Source organism: Streptomyces sp. NPDC001480, from assembly GCF_042894725.1.
Lineage (GTDB): Bacteria > Actinomycetota > Actinomycetes > Streptomycetales > Streptomycetaceae > Streptomyces.
This window is the reverse complement of the sequence record NZ_JBIAVX010000008.1, coordinates 404815-430304: the sequence shown is the minus strand read 5'-3', so window position 1 is coordinate 430304 and position 25490 is coordinate 404815. Positions and strand designations below refer to the sequence as shown.

At 73.2% G+C, this 25490-nt stretch carries 24 protein-coding genes and 1 tRNA gene; 15 read left to right on the top strand and 10 right to left on the bottom strand.

Features of this window, described 5'->3' with window-relative positions; genetic code table 11:
• Positions 1–261: 261 nt before the first annotated feature.
• A tRNA-Leu gene (locus ACFY01_RS22380) sits at positions 262–345 on the top strand.
• 81 nt (positions 346–426) lie between these two features.
• Here ACFY01_RS22380 and ACFY01_RS22375 read toward each other — a convergent pair.
• Positions 427–2931 carry an FtsX-like permease family protein gene (locus tag ACFY01_RS22375; protein WP_390737464.1) on the bottom strand — a complete coding sequence of 835 codons (2505 nt, stop codon included), beginning with the start codon at positions 2929–2931 and terminating at the stop codon, positions 427–429.
• Positions 2925–3662 carry an ABC transporter ATP-binding protein gene (locus ACFY01_RS22370; RefSeq protein WP_390737463.1) on the bottom strand — a complete coding sequence of 246 codons (738 nt, stop codon included), beginning with the start codon at positions 3660–3662 and terminating at the stop codon, positions 2925–2927. The genes ACFY01_RS22375 and ACFY01_RS22370 overlap by 7 nt, the downstream gene beginning before the upstream one ends.
• Before the next feature lie 247 nt (positions 3663–3909).
• Between ACFY01_RS22370 and ACFY01_RS22365 the strand changes: the two genes are divergently transcribed.
• The 5 genes from ACFY01_RS22365 to ACFY01_RS22345 all read left to right on the top strand — a co-directional run bounded on the left by ACFY01_RS22365 (position 3910) and on the right by ACFY01_RS22345 (position 8861).
• Positions 3910–5190 carry a sensor histidine kinase gene (locus tag ACFY01_RS22365; protein ID WP_390737512.1) on the top strand — a complete coding sequence of 427 codons (1281 nt, stop codon included), beginning with the start codon at positions 3910–3912 and terminating at the stop codon, positions 5188–5190.
• The gene (locus tag ACFY01_RS22360; RefSeq protein WP_390737511.1) at positions 5190–5822 is read left to right on the top strand and encodes a response regulator; all 633 of its coding nucleotides are present in this window, start codon (positions 5190–5192) and stop codon (positions 5820–5822) included. The genes ACFY01_RS22365 and ACFY01_RS22360 overlap by 1 nt, the downstream gene beginning before the upstream one ends.
• A 175-nt stretch (positions 5823–5997) precedes the next feature.
• A complete protein-coding gene (locus tag ACFY01_RS22355) occupies positions 5998–7428 on the top strand; it encodes a DUF2252 domain-containing protein (RefSeq protein ID WP_390737462.1) in 1431 nt (476 codons plus the stop codon).
• A gap of 231 nt (positions 7429–7659) precedes the next feature.
• The gene (locus ACFY01_RS22350; RefSeq protein ID WP_390737461.1) at positions 7660–8472 is read left to right on the top strand and encodes a hypothetical protein; all 813 of its coding nucleotides are present in this window, start codon (positions 7660–7662) and stop codon (positions 8470–8472) included.
• A 59-nt stretch (positions 8473–8531) separates the two neighbouring features.
• Positions 8532–8861: a rhodanese-like domain-containing protein gene (locus tag ACFY01_RS22345; protein WP_390737510.1), complete on the top strand. Its 330-nt coding sequence runs from the start codon at positions 8532–8534 to the stop codon at positions 8859–8861.
• A gap of 21 nt (positions 8862–8882) precedes the next feature.
• On the opposite strand, the gene ACFY01_RS22340 is transcribed toward ACFY01_RS22345, so the two are convergent.
• The 6 genes from ACFY01_RS22340 to paaA all read right to left on the bottom strand — a co-directional run bounded on the left by ACFY01_RS22340 (position 8883) and on the right by paaA (position 13767).
• Positions 8883–10016, bottom strand: coding sequence for an acyl-CoA dehydrogenase family protein (locus ACFY01_RS22340; protein WP_390737460.1), 1134 nt, complete (start codon positions 10014–10016; stop codon positions 8883–8885).
• Positions 10017–10159: 143 nt separating this feature from the next.
• Entirely contained in the window at positions 10160–11224 is a 1065-nt protein-coding gene (locus ACFY01_RS22335; protein ID WP_390737459.1) for a 2Fe-2S iron-sulfur cluster-binding protein, read from the bottom strand.
• Positions 11224–11781 (bottom strand): 1,2-phenylacetyl-CoA epoxidase subunit PaaD, encoded by a 558-nt coding sequence (gene paaD, locus ACFY01_RS22330; RefSeq protein WP_390737458.1) that lies wholly within the window; start codon positions 11779–11781, stop codon positions 11224–11226. The genes ACFY01_RS22335 and paaD overlap by 1 nt, the downstream gene beginning before the upstream one ends.
• Positions 11775–12476, bottom strand: coding sequence for a 1,2-phenylacetyl-CoA epoxidase subunit PaaC (gene paaC / locus ACFY01_RS22325; RefSeq protein WP_390737457.1), 702 nt, complete (start codon positions 12474–12476; stop codon positions 11775–11777). Before paaC ends, paaD begins: the two co-directional genes overlap by 7 nt.
• Before the next feature lie 17 nt (positions 12477–12493).
• The gene (paaB, locus tag ACFY01_RS22320) at positions 12494–12781 is read right to left on the bottom strand and encodes a 1,2-phenylacetyl-CoA epoxidase subunit PaaB (RefSeq protein ID WP_390737456.1); all 288 of its coding nucleotides are present in this window, start codon (positions 12779–12781) and stop codon (positions 12494–12496) included.
• The gene (gene paaA, locus ACFY01_RS22315) at positions 12778–13767 is read right to left on the bottom strand and encodes a 1,2-phenylacetyl-CoA epoxidase subunit PaaA (RefSeq protein WP_390737455.1); all 990 of its coding nucleotides are present in this window, start codon (positions 13765–13767) and stop codon (positions 12778–12780) included. Before paaA ends, paaB begins: the two co-directional genes overlap by 4 nt.
• A 288-nt stretch (positions 13768–14055) precedes the next feature.
• Here paaA and ACFY01_RS22310 point away from each other — a divergent pair, with 288 nt between their 5' ends.
• Genes ACFY01_RS22310 through ACFY01_RS22300 form a run of 3 tightly spaced genes read left to right on the top strand, consistent with a single transcriptional unit; the run spans position 14056 to position 16909 of the window.
• On the top strand, positions 14056–14958 hold the full coding sequence (locus ACFY01_RS22310; RefSeq protein WP_390737454.1) for a DUF5819 family protein: 903 nt from the start codon (positions 14056–14058) through the stop codon (positions 14956–14958).
• Entirely contained in the window at positions 14955–16163 is a 1209-nt protein-coding gene (locus ACFY01_RS22305) for an HTTM domain-containing protein (RefSeq protein WP_390737453.1), read from the top strand. Before ACFY01_RS22310 ends, ACFY01_RS22305 begins: the two co-directional genes overlap by 4 nt.
• Positions 16160–16909, top strand: a complete 750-nt coding sequence (locus ACFY01_RS22300; RefSeq protein WP_390737452.1) for a TrmH family RNA methyltransferase — start codon at positions 16160–16162, stop codon at positions 16907–16909. Before ACFY01_RS22305 ends, ACFY01_RS22300 begins: the two co-directional genes overlap by 4 nt.
• Before the next feature lie 25 nt (positions 16910–16934).
• Here ACFY01_RS22300 and paaN read toward each other — a convergent pair whose 3' ends face one another.
• A complete protein-coding gene (gene paaN, locus ACFY01_RS22295; RefSeq protein ID WP_390737451.1) occupies positions 16935–18641 on the bottom strand; it encodes a phenylacetic acid degradation protein PaaN in 1707 nt (568 codons plus the stop codon).
• A gap of 169 nt (positions 18642–18810) precedes the next feature.
• Here paaN and ACFY01_RS22290 point away from each other — a divergent pair, with 169 nt between their 5' ends.
• The 3 genes from ACFY01_RS22290 to ACFY01_RS22280 all read left to right on the top strand — a co-directional run bounded on the left by ACFY01_RS22290 (position 18811) and on the right by ACFY01_RS22280 (position 21299).
• Positions 18811–20322, top strand: a complete 1512-nt coding sequence (locus ACFY01_RS22290; RefSeq protein ID WP_390737450.1) for a 3-hydroxyacyl-CoA dehydrogenase — start codon at positions 18811–18813, stop codon at positions 20320–20322.
• Complete coding sequence (locus ACFY01_RS22285) at positions 20322–20912, top strand: TetR/AcrR family transcriptional regulator (RefSeq protein ID WP_390737449.1); 591 nt, start codon at positions 20322–20324, stop codon at positions 20910–20912. Before ACFY01_RS22290 ends, ACFY01_RS22285 begins: the two co-directional genes overlap by 1 nt.
• Positions 20913–21002: 90 nt before the next feature.
• Positions 21003–21299: an MYXO-CTERM sorting domain-containing protein gene (locus tag ACFY01_RS22280; protein WP_390737448.1), complete on the top strand. Its 297-nt coding sequence runs from the start codon at positions 21003–21005 to the stop codon at positions 21297–21299.
• A 15-nt stretch (positions 21300–21314) separates the two neighbouring features.
• On the opposite strand, the gene ACFY01_RS22275 is transcribed toward ACFY01_RS22280, so the two are convergent.
• The gene (locus ACFY01_RS22275; RefSeq protein WP_390737447.1) at positions 21315–21830 is read right to left on the bottom strand and encodes an Lrp/AsnC family transcriptional regulator; all 516 of its coding nucleotides are present in this window, start codon (positions 21828–21830) and stop codon (positions 21315–21317) included.
• Positions 21831–22005: 175 nt separating this feature from the next.
• On the opposite strand from ACFY01_RS22275, the gene pdhA reads away from it, so the two are divergent.
• Genes pdhA through ACFY01_RS22260 form a run of 3 tightly spaced genes read left to right on the top strand, consistent with a single transcriptional unit; the run spans position 22006 to position 25459 of the window.
• Positions 22006–23142, top strand: coding sequence for a pyruvate dehydrogenase (acetyl-transferring) E1 component subunit alpha (gene pdhA, locus ACFY01_RS22270; protein ID WP_390737446.1), 1137 nt, complete (start codon positions 22006–22008; stop codon positions 23140–23142).
• The gene (locus tag ACFY01_RS22265) at positions 23139–24143 is read left to right on the top strand and encodes an alpha-ketoacid dehydrogenase subunit beta (protein ID WP_390737445.1); all 1005 of its coding nucleotides are present in this window, start codon (positions 23139–23141) and stop codon (positions 24141–24143) included. Before pdhA ends, ACFY01_RS22265 begins: the two co-directional genes overlap by 4 nt.
• A 17-nt stretch (positions 24144–24160) precedes the next feature.
• Positions 24161–25459, top strand: coding sequence for a dihydrolipoamide acetyltransferase family protein (locus ACFY01_RS22260; protein ID WP_390737444.1), 1299 nt, complete (start codon positions 24161–24163; stop codon positions 25457–25459).
• Positions 25460–25490: the final 31 nt, after the last annotated feature.

Below are 25490 nucleotides of genomic sequence, written 5' to 3'. Positions count from 1 at the left end.
CCTTCGAACTCCTCTTGTCAAGGATCGTAGAGGGGCGTGAAGACCAGTGTCCCGCACCTGGCTGTGGACCTGGCCGCCTCCTGGAGAGATGACCGTGACCGGTACGAGGTTGATACGTGAACAGGGTCTCCTTGATACGTGGTCCCAGGGAGCGGGGCGCGGGCGGGGAACGGATGTGAATCGGCCCTGTCCGGCGTGCTAATGTTCTGGGTGTCGGAAGGGGCCAGCCCGAAAGGGCCGGAACCGGAAGGCACACCCAATGCGCGGGTGGCGGAATAGGCAGACGCGCTGGATTCAGGTTCCAGTGCCCGCAAGGGCGTGGGGGTTCAACTCCCCCCTCGCGCACAGAGGCTACGGGCCCATCGTGTTCATCACGGTGGGCCCGTTGCCGTTGGTGGAGCGACGGCGTGCGGTGTGACGAGTCTCTCAGGTCGTGCGGCGGTGCGCCGCGAGTGCGGCCGGTACGACGGAGGCCGTCACCGCGAGGAGTGCGCAGGCGCTCGCGGTGGTGCCGAGCGCGGCCCAGGGGAGGCGTACGGCGGCCGGGGCGGACAGCAGGTGCAGGGCGGCGCCGAGCCCCCACAGGTTGAGGGCGGTGACCAGCAGTCCGAGGAGTGTGCCGACCGCGACCACCGTCAGGGCCTCCGCCGCCACCAGCCGCAGCGCCTGTGCCCGGGTCGCGCCGGTCAGGCGCAGGACGGCCAGGTCGCGCCGCCGGTCCGAGGTGGCCATCACCGCGGTGTTGGCCACCGAGACGGCGGTGCACAACAGGGCGATGCCCAGGACCAGCAGGAGCCCGAGGCGGGTGGTGCGGTCGGTGCCCGGGGTGTTCGCCCGCAGCCACTGCTCCTTGGTCAGCACCTGGCCCCCCGAGGCGTTCACGGCCGTGCGCAGTCCCGCGGCCACGGTGTGCGCGTCGGCGCCGGGCGTGAGGGCGATGTCGACCCGGTCGACCGGTGCGCCGGGGGCGTTGCGCGGGGTGACGTAGACGCCGTTGTCGCCGGTGCCGGTGGTCATGACGGCGGCGATCCGCAGCGTCTTCGGGGTGCCGTCGCCGAGCCGGACCCGGACGCGCTGCCCGACGGTGTGCCGCCGCCACTCCTGGTTGACGATGATCGAGCCGTCGTCGAGGTCGGCGATACGTCCGGCGGTCAGCGGGAGCCGGGCGGTGGCGGCCAGCCGTGCCGGGTCGGCGGCGTGGGCCTCGGATCTGATCAGTGCCACGCCGTCCTCGAGGACGTACACCGCGGTCGAGGAGATCGCCGTCACGCGAGCGCCGGGCACCGCGCGCAGGCGGCTGAGCGTCGCCGTGTCGAAGCCCACGCCGTCGGCCGGTCCGTCGGCCGGGCCGTCGCTTGGCGCGTCGGCCCGGGCGTCCGGGGTGATCACGAACGCGGCGGTCGTCCGGGCGCGCGTCTCGGCGGCCTTCGTCGCGTTCAGCGTCGCGGTGGCGCCCAGCAGTGAGCCCGCGAGAGCGACGGTGACCAGCACCGGGGCGGCGACCGCGGCGGTGCGCCGCACATCGGCGGCCGCGCTCTGCCGCACCAGCATGCCGGTGACGCCGGGCAGCCGGACCAGCGCACGCACCACGGGCCGCACCACGGCGGGTGTGAGCAGCGCGACCGCGGTGATCAGCAGCATGGGTCGGCTCACGTACGACTTGCGGTGCAGCAGGTCGCCCGGGTCGCCGGCCAGGGTCAGGCACAGTGTGGCGGCGGCCGTCAGCAGCAGTGCCGTACCGCACAGCCACCGGCTGGCGGTCATCACCCGGCCGTCCACGGACGCCCGGCGCAGCGCCTGGAGCGGCCCGGTGCGCCCCGCCCGCCAGGAGGCGGCCAGCGCCCCGCACACCGCGACCAGCAGGCCCGTCCAGAAGGCCAGGTGGTACGGCCAGACACTGTCGCCGATCGTGAACCAGCGCGGGGCGAGACCCTCGTCGACGACCCGTCCGGCGAGCCAGGGCGCCCCGTACGCGCCGGCCGCGCAGCCGGCCGCCGAGGCGAGCACGCCGACCGTCAGGGCCTCGGCGAGCACCGTCCGGCGGATCTGCCCGGCACTCGCCCCGACGGCGCGCAGCAGCCCGAACTCCCGGCGCCGCAGGGTGACGCAGAAGGCGAAGGTGGAGGCCACGACGAACACCGACACGAAGGCGGTGACCCCGCCGGCCGTGCCGAACAGGGCGTTCAGCGCGGTGAGGGCGTCGCGGTCCCGGTCGGGGTCGGCGTCGGCGAGGCGGCGGGCGTCGCCGGTGAGGACCTGGACGTCCGTGCCGTGGGTGTTGTGGGTGCCGTGGGCGCCCTCTGTGGTTCGTATCACCTCCTGTACGGCTGCGGGGTCGGCGTCGACGGTCAACTGGGTGCTGGTCGGGGAGAGTCGGGCGGCCCGGGCGTCGGTGTAGAAGACGGCGTGCTCGAAGTCGTTGCGTGCGGTGACGGTTCCGACGACCCGGACGGTGCCGTGGCCGGTGCGGACGCGCTCGCCCGGACGCGCCCAGCGGCCGCTGGTGACGACCTCGTCCGCGGTACGGGGCGCGCGGCCCGCGGTGAGGGTGTACGGAGCGAACGCGGCCGTGGACCAGGGGTGGCCGACCAGATCGCCGGGTCCGCTGTCCGCTCGTACGGGGAACGAGCGGTCCTCGACGACGGTTCCCAGCTCCCTCAATCGGGTGATGGCCGCCGCGGGGACGGGGCGCGGCCGGGCGAGTTTCCGCACCCGGTCCCCGGCCGGGGTGGCCACGCGCAGGGTGTCCGCCCCCTTGACCACGACCGGCGCGGCGGCGAACCGCTCGGGGGCGCGGTGGGGTGCGTGCAGGGACGCGGCGAGGGTCAGGCCCGTCACGGTGAGGAGGGTGACACCGAGGAAGAGGGCGATGAAGCCGCCGGTGAAGGTGGTCCAGCGGGTGCGCAGGGTGCTCAGGGCGAGGGTCAGCACGCGGCGCCCTCCAGTCCGGTCATGCGGGCGGCGATCCGGCCCGCGTCCGCGCCGTCGAGTTCGCCGGTGAGGCGGCCGTCGACGAGGAAGACCACGCGGTCCGCGCAGGCGGCGGCCACCGGGTCGTGGGTGACCATGACCACGGTCCGGCCGTCCTGGTCGACCATGTCGCGCAGCAGTCGCAGTACTTCGCGGCCGGTGCGGGAGTCGAGGGCGCCGGTCGGTTCGTCGCCGAAGAGCACCTCGGGGCGGGTGATGAGGGCGCGGGCCAGGGCGACCCGCTGTTGCTGGCCGCCGGACAGTTCGCCCGGGTGGTGCCGGGCGCGGTCGGCGAGGCCGACCCGGTCGAGCGCCTCGCGGACCCGCGCGCGGGAGGGGCGGCGGCCGGCCAGGCGCAGGGGGAGGGCCACGTTCTGTTCGGCGGTCAGGGACGGCAGCAGGTTGAACGCCTGGAAGACGAACCCGATGCGGTCGCGCCGCAACAGGGTCAGCCGTCTCTCGCTCAGCCCCGCGAGTTCGGTCCCGCCGACCCTCACCGACCCGGAGGTGGGCCGGTCCAGCCCCGCCGCGCACTGCAACAGCGTCGACTTGCCCGAGCCGGAGGGGCCCATGACGGCGGTGAAGCTGCCGCGCGGGAAGCCGAGGGTGACCCCGTCGAGCCCGGTCACCGTCCCGTCGCCCGTGCCGTATTGCCTGCTGACCGCCCGTAGCGTGATCGCGTCGGTGCTCATCGGTCCCCCTGGGGTCGTCGCCGGTCGACGGCGCCATGAATCGGTGGCTCCACCTGGTGGCTTCATCGGGTGGCTCCATCTGGTGGCTCCACGAAACCGTCGGCGGCCCCCTCGGCGCAGTGCGGCAGGACCGAGAACCGGGGTAGGGCCAGGCATACCCCGACTCCCCTGCCTGGACGGATGGTCCGGGCCGCACCGGCCTCCTACGGTGATCCGCATGCAGCCCCCTCGGAACGTGTGGCAGGCCATGGCCCGGCCCGGCTTCCCGCTGTCGGCCTGGCCGTGGCGCTCGGCCCTCTACCTGCTCTCCGGCGCGCTGACCGGCGCCGTCACCCTCGTGCTGCTCGCGGTCACGGCGGTGGCCGGCGGTGTCCTGGCGGTCGTGCTCGTGGGGCTGCCGCTGCTGCTCGCCACCGCCCTCGCGGGGATCTGGGTGGCCGCGGTGGAGCGGCGCAGGCTGCGCCTGGTCGATGCCGTGCCGGTCGCCGACCCGCACCGGGCGCCGGCGGCCGCCGGGTTGCGGGCCTGGCTGGTGACGCGGCTGCGGGAGCGGGCCACGTGGCGCGAGCTCGGGTACGCGCTGCTGTTCGCGGGCCTGCTGTGGCCGGTCGACGCGCTCGCGGCCGGCGTCGCCCTGGGCGGGCCGCTGTCCCTCGTCGCCACCCCGCTGTTGATGGCCACCGTCGGTGAGGGCCGTGAGGCGAAAGTGCTCAAGCAGTGGACGGTGACCGGCTGGCCGGAGGCGTGCGGGGTGGCCGTGCTCGGCCTCGTCCTGCTGGCCGCGGGCGCCTATGCGCTGGGCGTCACGGCGGGCGCCCGGGCCGCCCTGGCGCGGCTGCTGCTGTCCCCCGAGCCGAGTGAGACGGTGACCGAACTCACCCGCTCCCGCGCGCGGTTGGTGGACGCCTTCGAAGCCGAACGGCGGCGCATCGAGCGCGATCTGCACGACGGTGCCCAACAGCGCCTGGTCGCCCTGACGATGACGCTCGGCCTGGCCCGCCTGGACGCCCCGCCCGGGCCCCTCGCCGACCAACTCGCCAAGGCCCACCAGGAGGCCGGCACCGCGCTGGCCCAACTCCGCGAGCTGATCCACGGCATCCACCCCAAGGTCCTCGCCGACTACGGTCTGGAGGCCGCCGTCGCCGACGCGGCGGACCGCTGCGCGATCCCCGTCGACGTGGACCTGGAACTGCCCGGACGGCTGCCCCGACCGGTCGAGGCGGCCGCGTACTTCGTGGTGTGCGAGGCCCTCGCCAACGTCGACCGGCACAGCGCGGCCACCCGCGCGCGCGTGAGCGGCGAACACCGCGCCGGGCGGCTGGTCCTGCGGGTGCGCGACGACGGCCGGGGCGGCGCCGAGGCCGGCCGGGGCAGCGGGCTGACCGGACTCGCCGACCGGGTGTCGGTCCTCGATGGCACACTCTCCCTGTCCAGCCCCGTGGGCGGACCGACCCTGCTGCGTGTGGAGATTCCTTGCGAACCTTGCCGGCCACGCCCGCCCCGGGAGGGGGCCGAGCGCTGCGCGTAGTGCTGGCCGAGGACAGCGTGCTGCTGCGGGAGGGCCTGACCGGCCTGCTGACCCGTTTCGGCCACGAGGTCGCGGCGGCCGTCGGCGAAGCGGAGGCGCTCGTCGCCGCGGTGGCCGAGCACCGCCCGGACATCGTGGTGACGGACGTCCGCATGCCCCCCGGCTTCCAGGACGAGGGCCTGCACACGGCGGTCCGGCTGCGCGAGCACCGGCCCACGCTGCCCGTCCTCGTACTGAGCCAGTACGTGCAGCGGGCCTACGCCTCCGACCTGCTCGACTCCGGCGACGGAACGGGCGTCGGCTACCTGCTGAAGGACCGTGTCGGACAGGTCGAGGAGTTCGTCTCGGCGCTGGAGGAGGTCGCGTCCGGCGGCACGGTGGTCGACCCCGAGGTCGTACGGCAACTGCTGCGCCGGCGCCGGGATCCGCTGCAACGGCTCACCCCGCGCGAGCGGGAGGTGCTCGCGCTGATCGCCGAGGGCAGGTCGAACAGCGCGGTCGCCCGGCACCTGGTGGTCTCCGAGGCGGCCGTCGGCAAGCACATCGGCAGCATCCTCACCAAGCTGGACCTGCCGCCCGCCGAGGAGACGCACCGGAGGGTGCTGGCGGTGCTGGCGTATCTGCGCGGGTGAGGACGTCCCCCGGCGGGCGGTTCGACCGGCGGTCCGACCGGTGGTGCGACCGGCGGGACCGGCGGGTTTTCCACAGGCTCGGAGTTGTCCACAGGGCCTGACGCGTTTCGGCCACCGGCTGTACGGTCGGCAGGCGTTGATGTTCGTACGAGTGGGTTCGGGGGAGGCGGTCGCGATGACCGAGACCGGTGCTGGAGTGGTGGGGACGGAGACCGGAGCGGCGCGCCGGCTGCCGCGGGTGCGGGGGTTCGCCGACTGGCCGGCGGAGGGTTCGCCGAAGGCGGAGGGCAAGGCGCTGCGGGCGAGCGTCCCGCGCCGCGCGCACAGCGCCCTGGAGCTCGGCGGCTCGCGCCCGGACGCGGTCAGCGCCGTGGAGGAGTCGAGCCTCGGCCGCATCCCGGAACTCACCCCGATCCGGGTCGGCAGGATGGCGGCGACACCGTTCGCGTTCCTGCGGGGCTCGGCGGGCCTCATGGCGTACGACCTCGCCCGCACTCCCACGACCCGCATAGGCACCCAGATATGCGGTGACGCGCACGCGGCCAACTTCGGGCTGTACGGGGACGCGCGAGGCGGTCTGGTCATCGACCTCAACGACTTCGACGAGACGGTGCACGGCCCCTGGGAGTGGGACCTCAAGCGGCTCGCCGCCTCGCTGGTACTGGCCGGCCGGGAGGCGGGCGCCGACGAGGACACGTGCCGTCTGGCGGCACACGGCGCGGTGGGCGCCTACCGGCGCACCATGCGGCTGCTCGCCAAGCTGCCGGTGCTGGACGCCTGGAACGCCATCGCTGACGAGGAACTGGTCTCGCACACCGACGCGCACGATCTGCTCGGCACGCTGGAGCGGGTCTCCGAGAAGGCGCGGGCCAACACCAGCGGGCGGTTCGCGGCCAAGTCGACCGAGGCCGCCGAGGACGGCGGGCGCCGCTTCGTAGACGCCTCGCCGGTGCTGCGCCGCATCCCGGACGCGGAGGCCGCGGCGGTGGCGGCGTCCCTGGAGCGGTACGTCACGACCCTTTCCGAGGACCGCCTGCCGCTGCTGGCCCGCCACACGGTGCACGACGTCGCGTTCCGGGTGGTCGGCACGGGCAGCGTGGGCACCCGGTCGTACGTCGTGCTGCTCCTGGACCACCGCGGCGAACCACTGGTCCTCCAGGTGAAGGAGGCCCGTCCCTCCGCGCTGGTCCCGCACCTGGCGACGGCCGGGTTCGAAGCGCCGGCCGTCGACCACGAGGGCCGGCGGGTGGTGCTGGGCCAGAAGCGCATGCAGGTCGTCAGCGACATCCTGCTGGGCTGGACGACGGTGGACGGGCGGCCGTTCCAGGTGCGGCAGTTCCGCAACCGCAAGGGCAGTGTCGATCCCGCCGCGCTCGCCGCCGACCAGGTCGACGACTACGGCCGGATGACCGGTGCCCTGCTGGCCCGCGCCCACTCCCACAGTGCCGATCCCCGTCTGATCGCCGGCTACTGCGGCAAGAACGAGGAACTGGACGAGGCCATGGCCGCGTTCGCGGTCGCCTACGCCGACCGCACGGAGGCGGACCACGCGGATCTGGTGGCGGCGGTGCGGTCGGGGCGGATAGCGGCGGAGCTGGGCGTGTGAGGCAGGGCACTTGGCACGGGGCGGGCTGCGGACGCCGCACGGGTCCCGGGGCCGACCGTCGTAGGCCACCAGCCCCCGGCCCCGGCTCGGCGGTCCCGGCTCGGCGGCAGGCGTCTCGTCCGGGGTGTCCGATCGGCGGCGGGAGGCGCTTTCGCAGTGGATGACCAGGACCTCAGTGGGGTGGGCTGAGAGGTGGGCCGGGGCCGGGGGCTGGTGGCCTACGCTGGTCGGGTGACGACCCCGGAAGCTGAGCAGTCCCAGCCGCCCCGGCCCGAGGAGCGGCTCGAGCGGGCCGTGCGGGCCGCCGAGCAGGCCCTGATCGAGTTCGAGATCGCGGTGGAGACCTTCCGCGTCGAGGTCGAGAACTTCTCCCGGCTGCACGAGCAGCGGCTCGGCCCGATGTACGCCAGGCTCGAGGAACTGGAGGCGCGGATCGCCGAGGCCAGGGCCGCTCGCACCGGTGATCCCGAGGACGTGCGGCGGGCCGAGGAGGCGCGGGCCCGGGTGATGCCCATCCCGGGTGTCGAGGAACTGCTGCACGGCTGGATGGACGGCCACGGGCTGTTCCCGGAGGCCGCCGCGATGCTCACCGAGCAGGAGGTACGGCCCCCGCAGCGGGTCCGCCCCAGCGAGGAGGCCCGCAAGCTCTACCGCGAGCTGGCCCGCAAGGCCCACCCGGACCTGGCGCAGGAGGAGCCCGAGCGGGCGCGGCGCGAGGAGTTCCTCACCCGCGTCAACGCCGCCTACGCCCGTGGCGACGAGACGCTGCTGCGGGAGCTGGCCGAGGAGTGGGCCGCGGGGCCGGCGCTCGCCGAGCGGCTCCCCAGTCGCAGCGAGGAGCTCTACGCCCGCCTGGAGTGGCTGGCCGAGCGCAAGGAACTGCTAGCCCTGGTCGCCCGCGAACTGGAGGACAGTGCGATCGCCTCGATGCTCCGCCTGGCCCCCGACGACCCCGACGCCCTCCTGGAGGAGATCGCCGAGAAGCTCCGCAAGGACGTGGCGGAGCGGGAGGCGGAGCTGGCGGAGCTGCTCGCGCAGGAGTAGCCCGGATGGTTCCGGGAGCCTCTTCGGGTAGCGTCGGCTGCATGAGTTTCGGAGCTGGTGTGCCCACGGTCGAGGTCTCGGACCTCAAGGACGACGACTTCCTGCTGGACGTCCGGGAGGACGACGAGTGGCAGGCGGGTCACGCCGAGGGGGCGCTGCACATCCCCATCAGTGAGTTCGTGGCCCGGTACGGTGAGCTGACCGAGGCCGCTCCGCAGGACGGCCGGGTCCATGTGATCTGCCGCTCCGGTGGCCGTTCCGCCCAGGTCACGATGTATCTGGTGCAGCAGGGCCTCGACGCGGTCAACGTGGACGGCGGCATGCAGGTGTGGGCGGCCGCGGGCCGTCCCGTCGTCACGGATCAGGGACAGCCCGGGCACGTGCTGTAGCTTCACCGCCGGGCCGGGCGGTCAGCCCAGGGGATGGGTGGCCAGCAGGTCGCCCAGCGTCTCCTCGTACGCCGCCGCCGGACCGAGCGACAGCTCCAGCTGCTTGGCCCAGGCGTGGTAGCGGTGCAGGGGGTAGTCGGTGTCGGCGCCGAACCCGCCGTGCAGGTGCTGCGCGGTCTGCACGACCCGCCGTACGCCCTCCGCGGCCCAGATCTTCGCCACGGCCACGTCCCCGGCGGCGGGCAGTGTGCCCGGCGCGCCCGAGGCGATGCGCCATGCGGCCTGCCACAGCGTGGCCTCCATGGCCCGCAGGTCGATGTACCGGTCGGCGGACTGCACGGCGACCGCCTGGAAGGTCGCGATCGGGTGGCCGAACTGCTCACGCCTGCCGGTGTAGTCGCTGGTCATCCGCAGCACCCGCTCGCCCAGCCCGAGGGCGAGCGCGCACGTCCCGGTGGCCAGCAGCGCGCGCAGCCACTCCCAGGCGCCGTCGGCCTCGATGACGTCCCCGGCCAGGATCCGCGCGGACCGCAGACGCAGTTCGCCCAGCCGCTCCCCGGAGGTGGAGACCTGCTCGGCGAGCACGACGCCGTCGTGGCCCGGGGGGACCAGCGCGAGGACGGTCCGGTCGGCATCGGTGTGCGCCGGTACGACGATGAGGTCGGCGCCGTACGCCCACGCCACCCCGGTCTGCACCCCTTCCAGCACCCATGCCTCGCCGTCCCGCCGTGCCGTCACGGCGAGTTCGGCCGGATCGTGACCGGTGCGTCCGTGCGCCGCGACGGTGAGCACGAGCTCGCCCCGCCCGGCACGCGGCAGCAGCCGGGACCGCAACTCCTCGCCGCCGTGGGCCTGTACGGCCGCGGCCGCCGCGCTGCTCTCCAGCAGCGGCACCCGCGCCAGCACCTTCGCGGACTCCCGCAGCACCTGGCACAGCGCGATGGCGTCCAGGCCCGCGCCGCCGTGCTCGGCGTCGAGCAGCAGGCTCAGCAGGTCCGCGTCGGCGAGCCTGGACCACAGCGTCCGGTCGAAGTCCTCGGCCACGGCACCCGCGGTCAGTGCGGGACTCGGCACCGCGTCCGGCGCGGCCCCGGCGAACACCCCCCTGGCCGCCTCGGCCGCCGCCAACTGCTCCTCGGTGAAGGTGAAGTCCACGGTCCTGTCCTCCCGGCGGATCCGCCCGTACGACGGTGCTGATCTGACGGTCCGTCAAGATAGAACAGGTTCTAGAAGAAGGGAACGGTACTTCAAGGGAACAGTGCTTCAAGGGAACAGTGCGGTCTGCCCCGGCCGGTGCTTCAGCGGTCGAAGTCCAGCTCCACCTTCTCCGTCACCGGGTGCGACTGGCAGGCCAGCACATACCCGGCCTCCGTCTCCTCCGCCTCCAGCGCGAAGTTGCGGTCCATGCGCACCTCGCCCGCGACCAGGAAGGCCCGGCATGTTCCGCACACCCCGCCCTTGCAGGCGTAGGGCGCGTCGGGCCGGTTGCGCAGCACCGTCTCCAGGAGCGATTCGCCGTCCCGGACCGGCCAGGTGCCGCCGCGCCCGTCGAGCCGGGCGGTCACGGTGCTGTGCTCGGGGGCCACGGTGACCGTCGCCGGCGCGGCGCCCGCGTCCACGTGGAAGATCTCCTCGTGGATCCGGGTCCGGTCCACCCCGAGCCCGCGCAGTGCCCGCTCCGCGCCCTGCACCAGCCCGTAGGGCCCGCACAGGAACCAGCCCGCCACCTCGCCCACCGGCAACAGCGCCGGCAGCAGTCCTGTCAGCCGCTCCTGATCCAGCCGCCCGGACGGCAGCCCCGCCTGCTGCTCCTCCCGGGACAGCACCGTAACCAGCTGCAACCGCTCCGGGTAACGGTCCTTCAGGTCGGCGACCTCCTCCAGGAACATCGTGGAGGAGGCCGTGCGGTCGCTGCGTATCAGGCAGAACCGGGCGCGGGGCTCGCGCGCAAGCAGTGTGGAGACGATCGACAGCACGGGGGTGATCCCGCTGCCGCCGACGACCGCGGCGTACAGTCCGGGCGCGGGGTCGAGGGTGAACCGCCCGGCCGGGGTCATCACCTCCAGCTCGTCCCCGACGTTCACCTCCTTCAGCGCGTACGTCGAGAACGCCCCGGCCTCGACCAGCCGTACCCCGACCTTCAGGGTGCGCGGCCCCTCGCCGCCGGGATCCGGCGCCGGTGAGCAGATCGAGTACGTCCGCCGTATCTCGACCCCGTCGGCCCGGCGCCGCAGCGCGAGGTGCTGGCCCGGCGCGTGCCGGTACTCCTCGCGCAGCTCCGGCGGGACGGTGAAGGTGAGGGCCACGGAGTCGTCGGTGAGCCGGTCGACCGCGGCCACCGGGAGCGGGTGGAAGCGGGCCATCACAGCTCCTTGAAGTGGTCGAACGGTTCCCGGCAGGCCAGACAGCGGCGCAGCGCCTTGCAGGCGGTGGACGAGAACCGGCTCAGCAGCTCGGTGTCCGCGGATCCGCAGTGCGGGCAGCGGACGGGGTCGGTCGCGGGCATCGCGTCGGCCGCGTCGGGTCGGCCGGTGCGGGTGCGGGTCGGCCCCAGCTCCAGGGCCACCGGTCCGGCGTCCCGTCCCGCCCGCGGGGGCGCTATCCCGAAGTCCCGCAGCTTGCGCCGCCCTTCGTCGGAGATGTCGTCCGTCGACCAGGCGGGCGTGAGCACCGTGCGTACCGTGACCTCCCGCATGCCGTGCTCGCGCAGCACCCGCTCTATGTCCAGCGACATCGCCTCGATCGCCGGGCAGCCGGTGTAGGTCGGCGTCAGCTCGACCTCCACGGCGTCCGTGCCGCGCACCCGCACCGCGCGCACCACGCCCAGCTCCTGGAGGGTGAGCACGGGCAGTTCGGGGTCGGGGACGGAGCCCGCGAGGCGGAGCAGCTCGGTCTCCAGGGGGGTCGTCGCGGTCACCATGACGCCCCCGGATGGCTGCGGTGCAGGTGCTGCATCTCGGCGAGCATCCGCCCGAACGGCTCGGTGTGCAGTCCCTGACGGCCGGCGCCCGCCGACCACCCCCCGGCCCTCGGCCCCTCGGGCACCGTCAGGGTGGCCCGGCGCAGCACGTCCCCGACCGACTCCAGCCAGGCCGCCTCCAGGGCCGCCCGGTCGACGTCCACACCCTCCACCGGCTGGAACATCTCCCCGGTGAACCGCCACAGCGCCGCGCACGCCCGCCGCATCCGCTCGTGACTGGCCTCCGTGCCGTCGCCGAGTCGCAGGGTCCACTGCTCGGCGTGGTCGCGGTGGTAGGCGACCTCCTTGACGGCCTTCGCCGCGAGCGGGGCGAACGGCCCGCTCCCGGCGGCCAGTTCGCCGTAGAGCAGGTGCTGGTAGGTCGAGAAGTACAGCTGGCGGACGATGGTGTGCGCGAAGTCGCCGTTCGGCTGCTCCACGAGCTGGAGGTTGGTGAAGGCGCGTTCCTCGCGCAGGTAGGCCAGTTCGTCCTCGTCCCCGGCCATCGACAGCAGGACCCGGGCCTGGCCCAGCAGGTCCAGCGCGATGTTGGCGAGGGCGACCTCCTCCTCCAGGACGGGCGCGTGGCCCGCCCATTCGCCCAGGCGGTGGGAGAGCACCAGGGCGTCGTCGCCGAGGGCGAGGGCGGCTGTCATGGGCACGGTGGTCGCCGTCACAGGTGCTTCACCCCCTCCGGGATGTCGAAGAAGGTCGGGTGCCGGTACGGCTTGTCGGCGGCCGGTTCGAAGAACGGGTCCTTCTCGTCGGGGGAGGACGCCGTGATCGCGGAGGCGGGGACGACCCATATGGAGACGCCCTCGCCGCGCCGGGTGTACAGATCGCGGGCGTTGCGCAGGGCCAGCTCCGCGTCCGGGGCGTGCAGGCTGCCGGCGTGGGTGTGGGAGAGCCCGCGGCGGGAGCGCACGAAGACCTCCCACAAGGGCCAGTCGGTGGTGGTCATGCTCGGCTCGCTCCTGTCCCACCGGGGTGCTTCTCACCGGTGTGCTTGGCCGCGTACGCCGCGGCCGCCTCCCGTACCCACGCGCCCTCGTCGTGTGCGCGGCGGCGCTGGGTGATCCGCTGTTCGTTGCACGGGCCGTTGCCCGCCAGGACCTCCTGGAACTCCGTCCAGTCGATGTCGCCGAAGTCGTGGTGCCCGCGTTCCTCGTTCCACTTCAGGTCCGGGTCCGGCAGGGTCAGGCCCAGCGACTCGGCCTGCGGGACGCAGATGTCGACGAAGCGCTGGCGCAGCTCGTCGTTGGAGTGGCGCTTGATCTTCCACGCCATCGACTGCGCGGAATGCCGTGAGGCGTCGTCGGGCGGACCGAACATCATCAGGGACGGCCACCACCAGCGGTCCACGGCGTCCTGCGCCATCGCGTGCTGCTCCGGCGTGCCGCGGCTGAGGGCGAGCAGCAGTTCGTACCCCTGGCGCTGGTGGAAGGACTCCTCCTTGCAGACGCGGACCATCGCGCGCGCGTACGGACCGTAGGAGCAGCGGCACAGGGGCACCTGGTTGGTGATGGCGGCGCCGTCCACGAGCCAGCCGATCGCACCGACGTCGGCCCAGGTCAGGGTGGGGTAGTTGAAGATCGAGGAGTACTTCTGGCGGCCGCTGTGCAGCTTGTCGAGGAGTTCCTCCCGGCTGGTGCCGAGGGTCTCGGCGGCGCTGTACAGGTACAGGCCGTGGCCCGCCTCGTCCTGGACCTTGGCCATGAGGATGGCCTTGCGGCGCAGCGAGGGGGCGCGGGTGATCCAGTTGGCCTCCGGCTGCATGCCGATGATCTCGGAGTGGGCGTGCTGGGCGATCTGCCTGACCAGGGTCGCGCGGTAGGCGTCGGGCATCCAGTCGCGCGGCTCGATGCGCTCGTCCGCGGCCACGGCGGCGTCGAAGGCGCGCTCGTACGCCTCCGTGCCGACGGTTGGCTGCGCGGCTGCTGTGGCCATGCGGTCCCCCTGACCTCGGGCTCTGCTGGAGCACTCTCCCGACCGATCGTTCGGTCCGTGTGGATTCAATGGTGGGGCGAGGCGCCGCGAGGTGTCAACCGCTGTGGAAAATCGCCCCCACAGCCTGTGGACAACCTCGCTCGTCACGCTGTGCCCCACCGTGCCGTACCGCATCGGGAGTGCCTCGGGGCTGCGCCGGACGGGTGAGGCTGAGTACCGTTCCGTGCGGGCGCCGACGAGACGTGCGGTGTCCATGGGCCATACGGCGGTGACAGGGAACGGGGCGGCATGGACGCGTACGACGAGGACTCGACGGCCCCGCCGGGGCCTGACGGCCCGGGCGGGACGCGTCACCGGCCCGGGCCGTCAGGCCCCGGCGGATCGGCCGAGGAGCAGAACGGGCAGAAGGAGCGGACGGAGCAGGAGGAGCCAGAGGAGCAGGAGGAGCCGGAGGAGCCAGAGGAGCAGGAGGAGCCGGAGGAGCCAGAGGAGCAGGAGGAGCCGGAGGAGCAGGAGGGGCAGGAGGAGCTGGAGAACCGTCCGCGCACCGGCCTGGCCGCGCTCTCCCTCCGTTACCAGGTCGGCGCCGCCCTCGCGGTGGCGGTCGTCGCGGTGGCCGTCGGCGTGCATCTCGGCATGGTGTTCCTGCACGTCGCGCCGGCGAACACGGTGACGAAGCAGCACGGCCGGGCGATCGACGAGTGGATCTACCCGGAGTTCGAGCAGAACTGGAAACTGTTCGCGCCGAATCCGCTTCAGCAGAACATCGCGGTGCAGGTCCGCGCCGAGGTCCGGGCGGCGGACGGCACGGTCACGGCCACGGGGTGGTACGACCTGTCCGCGCAGGACGGCGAGGCGATAGACGGCAGTCTGCTGCCCAGCCACACCCGGCAGAACGAGCTGCGCCGGGCCTGGGACTTCTTCGGCTCCACGCACGGCCCCGACAACCGTCCGGTGGGCCTGCGCGGCTCCCTCTCCGAGCAGTATCTGCGCCGCATCGTGGTCCGGCGTCTGTACGCCGAGGACGGCATCGGCCGGGAGGGCGTGATCCGCCGCGTGGAGGTCCGCTCCCGCACGACCAACGTGCCGCCGCCCTCATGGAGTCACGAGCAGGTCTCCGACACCCCGGTCTACCGGGTGCTGCCCTGGTGGACGGTGACGCACGACGAGGCGGCCGGGGGTGTGCGGTGAACCGTCTGGCGCTGTCGGTCTCCCGCGGTGTCGCCCGCGTCACCGAGTCGGCCCTCGGCCCCTACCAGTCCGCCGTGATCCGCATCGGCTCCGCCGGGACCTGGCTGCTGTTCCTGTTGCGCGAGTTCCCCCACCGTGAGCAGCTCTACGGCCCCGACGGTCCCTGGAGCTGGGCCATGGCCCACCGCCTGACCTCGGACAACGGCGCCTTCTCGGCGCTGATGTGGACGGACGGGCGGCCCTGGTTCGAGGCGTTCTACGTGCTCGCCGTCGTCGCGAGCGCCCTGCTCCTGCTGGGCTGGCGCACCCGCACGGCGTCCGTACTGTTCATGGTCGGCGTGCTCTCCCTCCAGAACCGCAGCGTGTTCGTGGGCGACGGCGGCGACAACGTGCTGCACCTGATGTCGATCTACCTGGTGTTCACCCGTTGCGGCCAGGTGTGGTCCTTGGACGCGCGGCGGGCCCGGCGCGCGGCGGCGGCACGCGCGCGCGGGGAGCGGGTGGCCGACCGGGTCGGCCCCCTGCTGTGGGGGGTGCTCGGTCTCGCGCTGGCCGTGGTGACACTGACCGGCAGCATGCACAGCGACCTGTTCGTCCCCGTGCTGCTGTGGACGGTCTGGCTGGTGCAGGGCCTGTGGTGGGTGGTGGGGCGCCGGGCGCGCTCCGCGGAGCCCCGGATCCTGCTGGACGTGGTCGCCAACATCGTGCACAACGGCGCCCTCTTCGTGATCATGGCGGAGGCCTGCCTGATCTACGCCACGGCCGGCTGGTACAAGATCCAGGGCTCGCGCTGGCAGGACGGCACGGCCGTCTACTACCCGCTGCACCTGGACTACTTCTCGCCCTGGCCCGCCCTCGCCGATCTACTGTCGGCCAACGGCACCCTGCTCATGCTGGTGACGTACGGGACGGTCGTCGCGCAGGTCGCCTTCCCGTTCACGCTGTTCAACCGGCGGGTCAAGAACGTGCTGCTGGCCGTGATGATGACCGAGCACGCCGTGATCGCGGTCGTCCTCGGGCTGCCCTTCTTCTCGCTGGCGATGATCGCCGCGGACTCGGTGTTCCTGCCGACGTCCTTCCTGCTCCGGCTCGGTGGCTGGGCGGCACGCGCGCGTGAGCGGCTGATGCGGCGCGGCGGCCGGGACCTGCCCCCGCCGCACCTGTCGGAGGACGGTGAGACCGCCCGCGTAGGCTTCGGGGCATGACCGGCCCCGTGACCCGCTGGCGCGAGCGCGCCGCCGCCTGTGTGCTGCTCGACGGCTTCCACGCCCTCAAGCACGCGCTGCGTTTCGGGGCCGGGGTACCGGTCGCGGTCACCACCGACCGGTCGGCGGCGCTCGCCCTCGCCGACGAGCTGGCCCCGGACGTCCGGGACACGCTGGGCACCCTCCTGGCCGAGGTGCCGGAGGCGACGTACGCCACCCTCGTGCCGCGCCCGCACCCCACCGGCGTGGCCGCCCTGGCCGTACGGCCGTCCCGTGCGGCCAACCTGGAGAAGCTGGCGCACGCTCCGCGCAGCGCGCCCGTCGTGGTCCTCGACAACCCGCGCAATCTCGGAAACGCGGGGGCCGTCATCCGCCTGGCCGCCGGCTTCGGGGCGACCGGCGTCGTCACCACGGGCACCCTCGACCCGTGGCATCCCACGGTGGTGCGCGGTGGGGCGGGGCTGCACTTCGCGACCGCCGTGGAGCGGCTGACCGTCACCGAACTGCCGCCCGGCCCCCTGTTCGCCCTCGACCCGGAGGGCGAGGACCTGCGGGGCATGAAGCTGCCGGACGACGCGGTGCTCGCCTTCGGCTCGGAGCGCAGCGGGCTGTCCGCCGAGCTGCGCGCCCGTACCGACCACCTGGTGTCCCTGCCGATGCGCCCCCAGGTCTCCAGCTACAACCTCGCGACCAGTGTGGCCATGACGCTGTACCACTGGAGCGCCACCGGGGGCGCGCCCGCCTGAGCCGGCCTGTTCCGGACGAGAGGCCCTAGACCTCCCGGCGGACCTCCACCACCCGGAAGCGGCCCGCCACGAAGGCGCCGTCGCACAGGGCCGCGTTGGCCGCCGGGTTGCCGCCGGAGCCGTGGAAGTCGGAGAAGGCGGCCGTCTGGTTCACGTACACCCCGCCGGTGAGGTTGAGCGACAGCTGGGCGGCCTCCTCCAGGCAGGCCTCCTCGATCGCCTGCTCGACCTGCGCGTCGGTGGTGTAGGCGCCGACCGTCATCGCGCCCTTCTCGCGGACCGTGCGCCGCAGCAGTTCCACCGCGTCGGCGGCCGAGTCGACGGCGACGGCGAAGGAGACGGGGCCGAAGCACTCGTTCATGAAGGCGGCCTCGTCATCCGCCCCGTCCCAGTACTTCCGCGCGCCGTCCAGCTTGACGATCACCGGGGTGCGGACGACCGCGCCCGGGAACTCCGGGTTGGCGACCTCGCGCGAGGCGAGCGCGACCTCGCCGAGTCCTGCCGCGGCCTCCAGGCGGGCCTTCACGTCCGGGTTGACGATCGCGCCGAGCAGGGCGTTCGCGCGCGCGTCGTCCCCGAGCAGGCCGTCGACCGCACGCGCGAGGTCGGCGACCACCTCGTCGTAGGACTTGGGACCCTGGTCGGTGCGGATGCCGTCGCGGGGGACGAGCAGGTTCTGCGGGGTGGTGCACATCTGGCCGCTGTACAGGGACAGCGAGAAGGCCAGATTCGAGAGCATCGCCTTGTAGTCGTCCGTCGACTCCACGATCACCGTGTTGACGCCGGCCTTCTCCGTGTACACCTGCGCCTGGCGGGCGTTGGCCTCCAGCCAGTCACCGAACGCCGTCGAGCCCGTGTAGTCGATGATCCTGATCTCGGGGCGGGTGGCCAGCGTCTTGGCGATGCCCTCGCCGGGGCGCTCGGCGGCGAGGGCGACCAGGTTCGGGTCGAAGCCGGCCTCGGCGAGTACCTGGCGGGCCGTCTGGACGGTGAGGGCGAGCGGCAGCACCGCGCGCGGGTGGGGCTTGACCAGCACCGCGTTGCCGGTGGCCAGGGAGGCGAACAGGCCCGGGTAGCCGTTCCACGTCGGGAAGGTGTTGCAGCCGATGACCAGCGCGGTCCCGCGCGGGACCGGCGTGAAGCGCTTGACGAGGGCCAGCGGGTCGCGCTTGCCCTGCGGCTTGGTCCACTCCGCGGTGTCGGGGGTGCGCACCTGCTCCGCGTAGGCGTACGCCACCGCCTCCAGGCCGCGGTCCTGGGCGTGCGGGCCGCCGGCCTGGAACGCCATCATGAACGCCTGGCCGGAGGTGTGCATGACCGCGTGCGCGAACTCGTGCGTCCGGTCGCTGATCCGCTTGAGGATCTCCAGGCAGACCACGGCCCGGGTCTCCGCGCCCGCGTCCCGCCACGCGCCCTGCCCCGCCCGCATCGCGGGCAGCAGGGTGTCGACGTCCGCGTGCGGGTAGGTGACGCCGAGCTCGATGCCGTAGGGGGAGACCTCGCCGCCCACCCAGTCGTCGGTGCCGGGCTGGCCCAGGTCGAGGCGGGTGCCGAGGAGGGCGTCGAAGGCGGCCTTGCCCGCGGCCGCGTCCAGGCTGCCGTTCTCGCCGTACGCCTTCGGGTGCTCGGGGTGCGGGGACCAGTACGCGCGTGTGCGGATCGCCTCCAGCGCCTGGTCGAGGGTGGGCCGGTGCTTGGCGATCAGCTCGTGCGCGGTCAGTTCGGCGGCCATGCGGGACCAACTCCTCGTCTCAAGAGCTCTCCGTCGAGCTCATGACCTGGGCAGAAACAGCAGAACCATGGGCAGGAACAGCCGGACAGAGTTAGAGTAACCGAACGATCGGTCGGGACAAGGGGGTCCGCCGCATCTGTGGAAAACCCCGTGCGGGAGGATCGCGCCCATGACAGCACTCGACCTCAGCAGCCCCGTGGCCGTGGTCGGCACCGGCACCATGGGCCAGGGCATCGCCCAGGTCGCGCTGGTCGCGGGCCATCCCGTACGGCTGTACGACGCCGTGCCCGGGCGCGCCCAGGAGGCGGCCGCCGCGATCGGCGCCCGGCTGGACCGGCTCGTGGCGAAGGACCGGCTCACCGGCGCCGAACGGGACGCCGCCCGTGACCGGCTCCGGCCGGCCGCGAGCCTGGCCGAGCTCGCCGACTGCGCCCTGGTGGTCGAGGCCGTCCTGGAGCGGCTGGAGGTCAAGCAGGAGCTCTTCCGCGAGCTGGAGGACATCGTCGCCGAGGACTGCCTGCTCGCCACCAACACCTCCTCCCTTTCGGTGACCGCCATCGGCGGCGCACTGCGGGGCGCCGGACGGTTCGTGGGCCTGCACTTCTTCAACCCCGCCCCGCTGATGCCGCTGGTCGAGGTCGTCTCCGGGTTCGCCACCGACGTCACCTCGGCCACGCGCGCGTACGAGACCGCCCGCGCCTGGGGGAAGACCCCGGTGGCCTGCGCCGACACCCCGGGCTTCATCGTCAACCGCATAGCCCGGCCCTTCTACGCCGAGGCCTTCGCCGTCTACGAGGCCCAGGCCGCCGACCCGGCCACCATCGACGCCGTCCTGCGCGAGTGCGGCGGCTTCCGGATGGGAGCGTTCGAACTGACCGACCTCATCGGGCAGGACGTCAACGAGTCCGTCACGCACTCCGTGTGGCGGTCCTTCTTCCAGGACGTCCGCTTCACGCCGTCGCTCGCCCAGCGCCGGCTGGTCGAGTCCGGCCGCCTCGGCCGCAAGACGGGCCGCGGCTGGTACGACTACGCCGAGGACGGCGACCGTCCCGAGCCGCACACCGCGGAGAAGGCGCAGGCGCCCGCCTACGTCGTCGCGGAGGGCGGCCTGGGTCCGGCGGCCGAACTGCTCCCGCTGATCCGCGAGGCGGGCATCCAGGTCCGCGAAGAGGAGGAGGACCACGGCACCCGCCTGGTCCTGCCCAGTGGCGGCCAGCTGGTCCTCGCCGACGGCCAGACCTCCGTGGAGTTCCGCGACGTCGTCTACTTCGACCTCGCCCTCGACTACCGCCGGGCCACCCGTATCGCCCTGTCCGCCTCCCAGGACACCTCCCCGCAGACCCTCCAGGAGGCCACCGGCCTCTTCCAGGCGCTCGGCAAGGACGTCAGCCTCATCGGGGACGCCCCCGGCATGATCGTCGCCCGTACGGTCGCCCGCATCGTCGACTTCGCGCACGACGCCGTCGCCAAGGGCGTGGCCACCGAGGAGGACATCGACACCGCGATGTGCCTGGGCGTCAACTACCCCCTCGGCCCCTTCGAGTGGAGCCGCAGGCTCGGCCGCGGCTGGGCCTACGACCTCCTGGACGACCTGCACCTGCGCGACCCCTCCGGGCGCTACGCCCCGTCCCTCGCGCTCTACCGGCACGCGTACGCCACCGAGAGGCGGGAGGGCGCCTGATGACCACCGCCAAGCGGGACACCTACACCCCCGAGACCCTGCTCTCGGTCGCCGTGCGGGTCTTCAACGAGCGCGGCTACGACGGCACCTCCATGGAGCACCTGTCCAAGGCCGCAGGCATCTCCAAGTCGTCGATCTACCACCACGTGACCGGCAAGGAGGAGCTGCTGCGCCGCGCCGTCAGCCGGGCGCTGGACGGCCTCTTCGGAATCCTCGACGAGGACCGCGCGCGCGTGGGGCGGGCCGCGGACCGCCTGGAGTACGTCGTCCGGCGCATGGTCGAGGTACTGATATCCGAGCTTCCCTACGTGACGCTGCTGCTGCGCGTGCGCGGGAACACCGCCACCGAGCGCTGGGCGCTGGAGCGGCGGCGCGACTTCGACCACCGGGTGGCCGACCTGCTGAAGGCGGCCGCCGACGACGGGGAGGTGCGCGGCGACGTGGAGGTGCGCCTGGCGACCAGGCTGGTCTTCGGCATGATCAACTCGATCGTGGAGTGGTACCGGCCGGACGGCCGCGGCATGGGCGAGCGCGAAGTGGCCGACGCGGTGGTACGGCTGGTCTTCTCGGGGCTGCGCCAGGCCGACTGAGGGCACGCTTCGGCGTGAGTACGCGCGCGTGGCGGGCATGAGTACCGCAGCGGATGTCCCACCGGGCCTGTCGGCGATGGGGTGGAGCACATGATCCGAACCGCTGCGCGCCGTCACGCGACCTGGTGGAAGGCGCCCCTCGTGGCCTCGCTGCTCGGCCTGCCGTTCCTCGCCCTGGAGTACCGGTGGTTCGGTTCCCATCACGAGACCGGCGCCTTCGGCGGCGTCCTCTACTGGGCGTGCGGCCTGCTCGCGCTCGCCTGGCTGCTGCCGCGCCGCCGGTCCCTGCGCACGTCGCGCATACTGGCCGCCGGCGCCGGACTCGGCTTCGCGCTGCTTCCGGCGCTGTGGCTGATGGTCGCGATCGCGGTGACGCCCTCGTCCTGACGGCCGGCCGGGCGGTCAGGACTCCGGTTCGAGGTCCTCTTCCTCGAACACCAGCAGCGTCCGGGTGCTGAGCACCTCCGGGATGGCCTGGAGCCGGGTGAGCACCAGCTCGCGCAGGGCCCTGTTGTCCGGCGTGTGCACCAGCAGCAGGACGTCGAAGTCGCCGCCCACCAGAGCGATGTGCGAGGCGCCCGGCAGCTGTCTGAGCTGCTCGCGCACGGTGCGCCAGGTGTTCTGCACGATCTTCAGGGTGATGTAGGCCGAGGTGCCGTGCCCCGCCCGTTCGTGGTCGACGCGGGCGCCGAAACCCCGGATGACACCGTCCTCGATGAGGCGGTTGATGCGCGCGTAGGCGTTCGCGCGCGAGACATGGACCCGCTCGGCGACCGACCGTATGGACGCGCGGCCGTCCGCCTGGAGCATCCGCAGGATGTCCTGGTCGATGGCGTCCAGCGGACGCGGCGGTGGCAGAGTGGCACCGGACTCCGGGCTCTCGGCCTCCGGGCTCTCGGCCATTTGTTCAGATGCCATGTCCCCCCGCCTTCCCGCCGTGGACGACCTGCGTTCATTCCAGGGTGTGGAGAACCGTTTGTCCACAGCCTCGGGGGCCCCGTAGCCAAAATGTGTCGACGACCGAACAATCGGTAGGTGAGGCGGGTCACTGACGACACGCCTCCCGTAGCCGCTCCCACGAGGAGGTGCCGTCATGACGGTCATGGAGCAGCGGGACGCGTACCGGCCATCGCCGCCGCCCGCTTGGCAGCCCCGTACCGACCCCGCGCCGTTGCTGCCCGACCCCCAGCCGTACCGCGTCCTCGGCACCGAGGCGGCCGCCGAGGCCGACCCGGAGCTGCTGCGCCGGCTCTACGCCCACCTGGTGCGCGGCCGCCGGTACAACACGCAGGCCACCGCGCTCACCAAGCAGGGCCGGCTCGCCGTCTACCCCTCCAGCACCGGCCAGGAGGCCTGCGAGGTCGCCGCCGCGCTCGCCCTCGCGGAACAGGACTGGCTCTTCCCCAGCTACCGCGACACGCTCGCCGCCGTGGCCCGCGGCGTGGACCCCGTCGAGGCGCTCACCCTGCTGCGCGGTGACTGGCACACCGGCTACGACCCCTACGAGCACCGTGTCGCCCCGCTGAGCACACCGCTCGCCACCCAGCTCCCGCACGCCGTCGGCCTCGCCCACGCCGCCCGCCTCAAGGGCGACGACGTGGTCGCGCTCGCCCTGGTCGGCGACGGCGGCACCAGCGAGGGCGACTTCCACGAGGCGCTGAACTTCGCAGCCGTCTGGCAGGCCCCGGTCGTCTTCCTGGTCCAGAACAACGGCTTCGCCATCTCCGTCCCGCTCGCCAAGCAGACCGCCGCCCCCTCCCTGGCCCACAAGGCCGTCGGGTACGGCATGCCGGGCCGCCTGGTGGACGGCAACGACGCGGCCGCCGTGCACGAGGTCCTCAGCGACGCCGTACGCCACGCGCGCGCGGGCGGCGGCCCCACCCTGGTCGAGGCGGTGACGTACCGCATCGACGCCCACACCAACGCCGACGACGCCACCCGCTACCGCGGCGACGCCGAAGTGGAGACCTGGCGCGGACACGACCCCGTACAGCTGCTGGAACGCGAACTGACCGAACGTGGCCTCCTCGACGGGGACGGCGTACGCGCCGCGCGCGAGGACGCCGAGGCGATGGCCGCCGACCTGCGCGAACGCATGAACCGGGACGCGGAACTCGACCCCATGGACCTCTTCGCCCACGTGTACGCCGAGCCCACCCCGCAACTGCGGGAGCAGCGCGACCTGCTGCGGGCCGAGCTGGAGGCCGAGCAGGAAGGCGGTCATCGATGACCACCGTCGCCGTCAAGCCCGCCACCATGGCACAGGCCCTCACGCGCGCGCTGCGCGACGCGATGGCCGCCGACCCCGCCGTGCACGTCATGGGCGAGGACGTCGGCACCCTCGGCGGGGTCTTCCGGGTCACCGACGGGCTCGCCAAGGAGTTCGGCGAGGACCGCTGCACGGACACCCCGCTGGCCGAGGCGGGCATCCTCGGCACGGCCGTCGGTATGGCCATGTACGGGCTGCGCCCGGTCGTGGAGATGCAGTTCGACGCCTTCGCCTACCCCGCCTTCGAACAGCTGATCAGCCATGTCTCGCGGATGCGCAACCGCACCCGCGGCCGGATGCCCCTGCCGATCACCGTCCGTGTCCCCTACGGCGGCGGCATCGGCGGTGTCGAGCACCACAGCGACTCCTCCGAGGCGTACTACATGGCGACTCCGGGGCTCCATGTCGTCACGCCCGCCACCGTCGCCGACGCCTACGGACTGCTGCGCGCGGCCATCGCCTCGGACGACCCGGTCGTCTTCCTCGAGCCCAAGCGGCTGTACTGGTCCAAGGACTCCTGGAACCCGGAGGACCCGGGGACCGTTGAGCCGATAGGCCGTGCGGTGGTGCGGCGCACGGGCCGCAGTGCCACGCTCATCACCTACGGGCCGTCCGTACCCGTCTGCCTCGAGGCCGCCGAGGCGGCACGGGCCGAGGGCTGGGACCTCGAAGTCGTCGACCTGCGCTCCCTGGTGCCGTTCGACGACGAGACGGTCGCCGCGTCGGTGCGGCGCACCGGGCGCGCGGTCGTCGTGCACGAGTCGGGCGGGTTCGGCGGACCGGGCGGTGAGATCGCGGCCCGTGTCACGGAGCGCTGTTTCCACCATCTGGAGGCGCCGGTGCTGCGCGTGGCCGGGTTCGACATCCCCTACCCGCCGCCGATGCTGGAGCGGCACCACCTGCCCGGCGTCGACCGGATCCTGGACGCCGTGGCGCGTCTTCAGTGGGAGGCCGAGGGCTGATGGCACACGCTTCTCATATGCACAGCCTGGAGTTCAGGCTCCCCGACCTCGGGGAGGGGCTGACCGAGGCAGAGATCGTCCGCTGGCTGGTCGAGGTCGGAGACCTCGTAGCCATCGACCAGCCGGTCGTCGAGGTCGAGACGGCCAAGGCGATGGTGGAGGTCCCCTGCCCGTACGGCGGCGTGGTCACCGCCCGCTTCGGCGAGGAGGGCACGGAACTGCCGGTGGGAGCGCCGCTGTTGACGGTGGCGGTGGGGCCGCCGGCGGACGGCGGGAACACCGAGGGTTCGGGCAACGTCCTGGTCGGTTACGGCACCTCGGAAGCACCGGCGCGGCGCCGGAGGGTGCGGTCGGCCGCCGCCGACGGGAAGGCCACGGCCCCCGCTCCGGCGCCGTCCGCCCCCGTGCCATCCGCCACCGCGCCCGTCGACGGCCCGGTCCCCGTGATCTCGCCGTTGGTGCGCCGGCTGGCCCGGGACAACGGCCTCGACCTGCGGCAGCTGTGCGGGTCCGGTCCCGACGGGCTGATCCTGCGGGCCGATGTCGAGAACGCCCTGCGGACCAAGGCCGCCCCCGCCCCCGTGGCGGAGGAAGCCCCCGCCCCTGCCCCGGCCTCCGCCGTCCGCAACGGCGTCCGCACCCCCCTCAAGGGCGTCCGCGGTGCCGTCGCCGACAAGCTCTCCCGCAGCCGGCGGGAGATCCCGGACGCCACCTGCTGGGTCGACGCCGACGCCACCGAGCTCATGCGCGCGCGGGCCGCGATGAACGCGGGCACGGGACCGAAGATCTCCCTGCTCGCACTGCTCGCCCGTATCTGCACCGCGGCCCTCGCCCGGTACCCCGAGCTGAACTCCTACGTCGACACCGACGCCCGCGAACTCGTCCGACTCGACCACGTCCACCTCGGGTTCGCCGCGCAGACCGAACGCGGCCTGGTCGTACCGGTCGTCCGGGACGCCCACGCGCGCGACGCCGAATCCCTCGGCGCCGAGTTCGCCCGGCTGACCGATGCCGCCCGGTCCGGGACGCTGACGCCCGGGGAACTCACCGGCGGCACCTTCACGTTGAACAACTACGGGGTGTTCGGCGTCGACGGCTCCACCCCGATCATCAACCACCCCGAGGCGGCCATGCTCGGCGTAGGCCGCATCGTGCCCAAACCCTGGGTGCACGAGGGCGAGCTGGCCGTACGCCAGGTCGTCCAGCTGTCGCTCACCTTCGACCACCGGGTGTGCGACGGCGGCACGGCGGGCGGCTTCCTGCGGTACGTGGCGGACTGCGTGGAACAGCCGGCGGTACTGCTGCGCACCCTGTGACATCCGCGATGTCCGGAAGAAAGGACACACA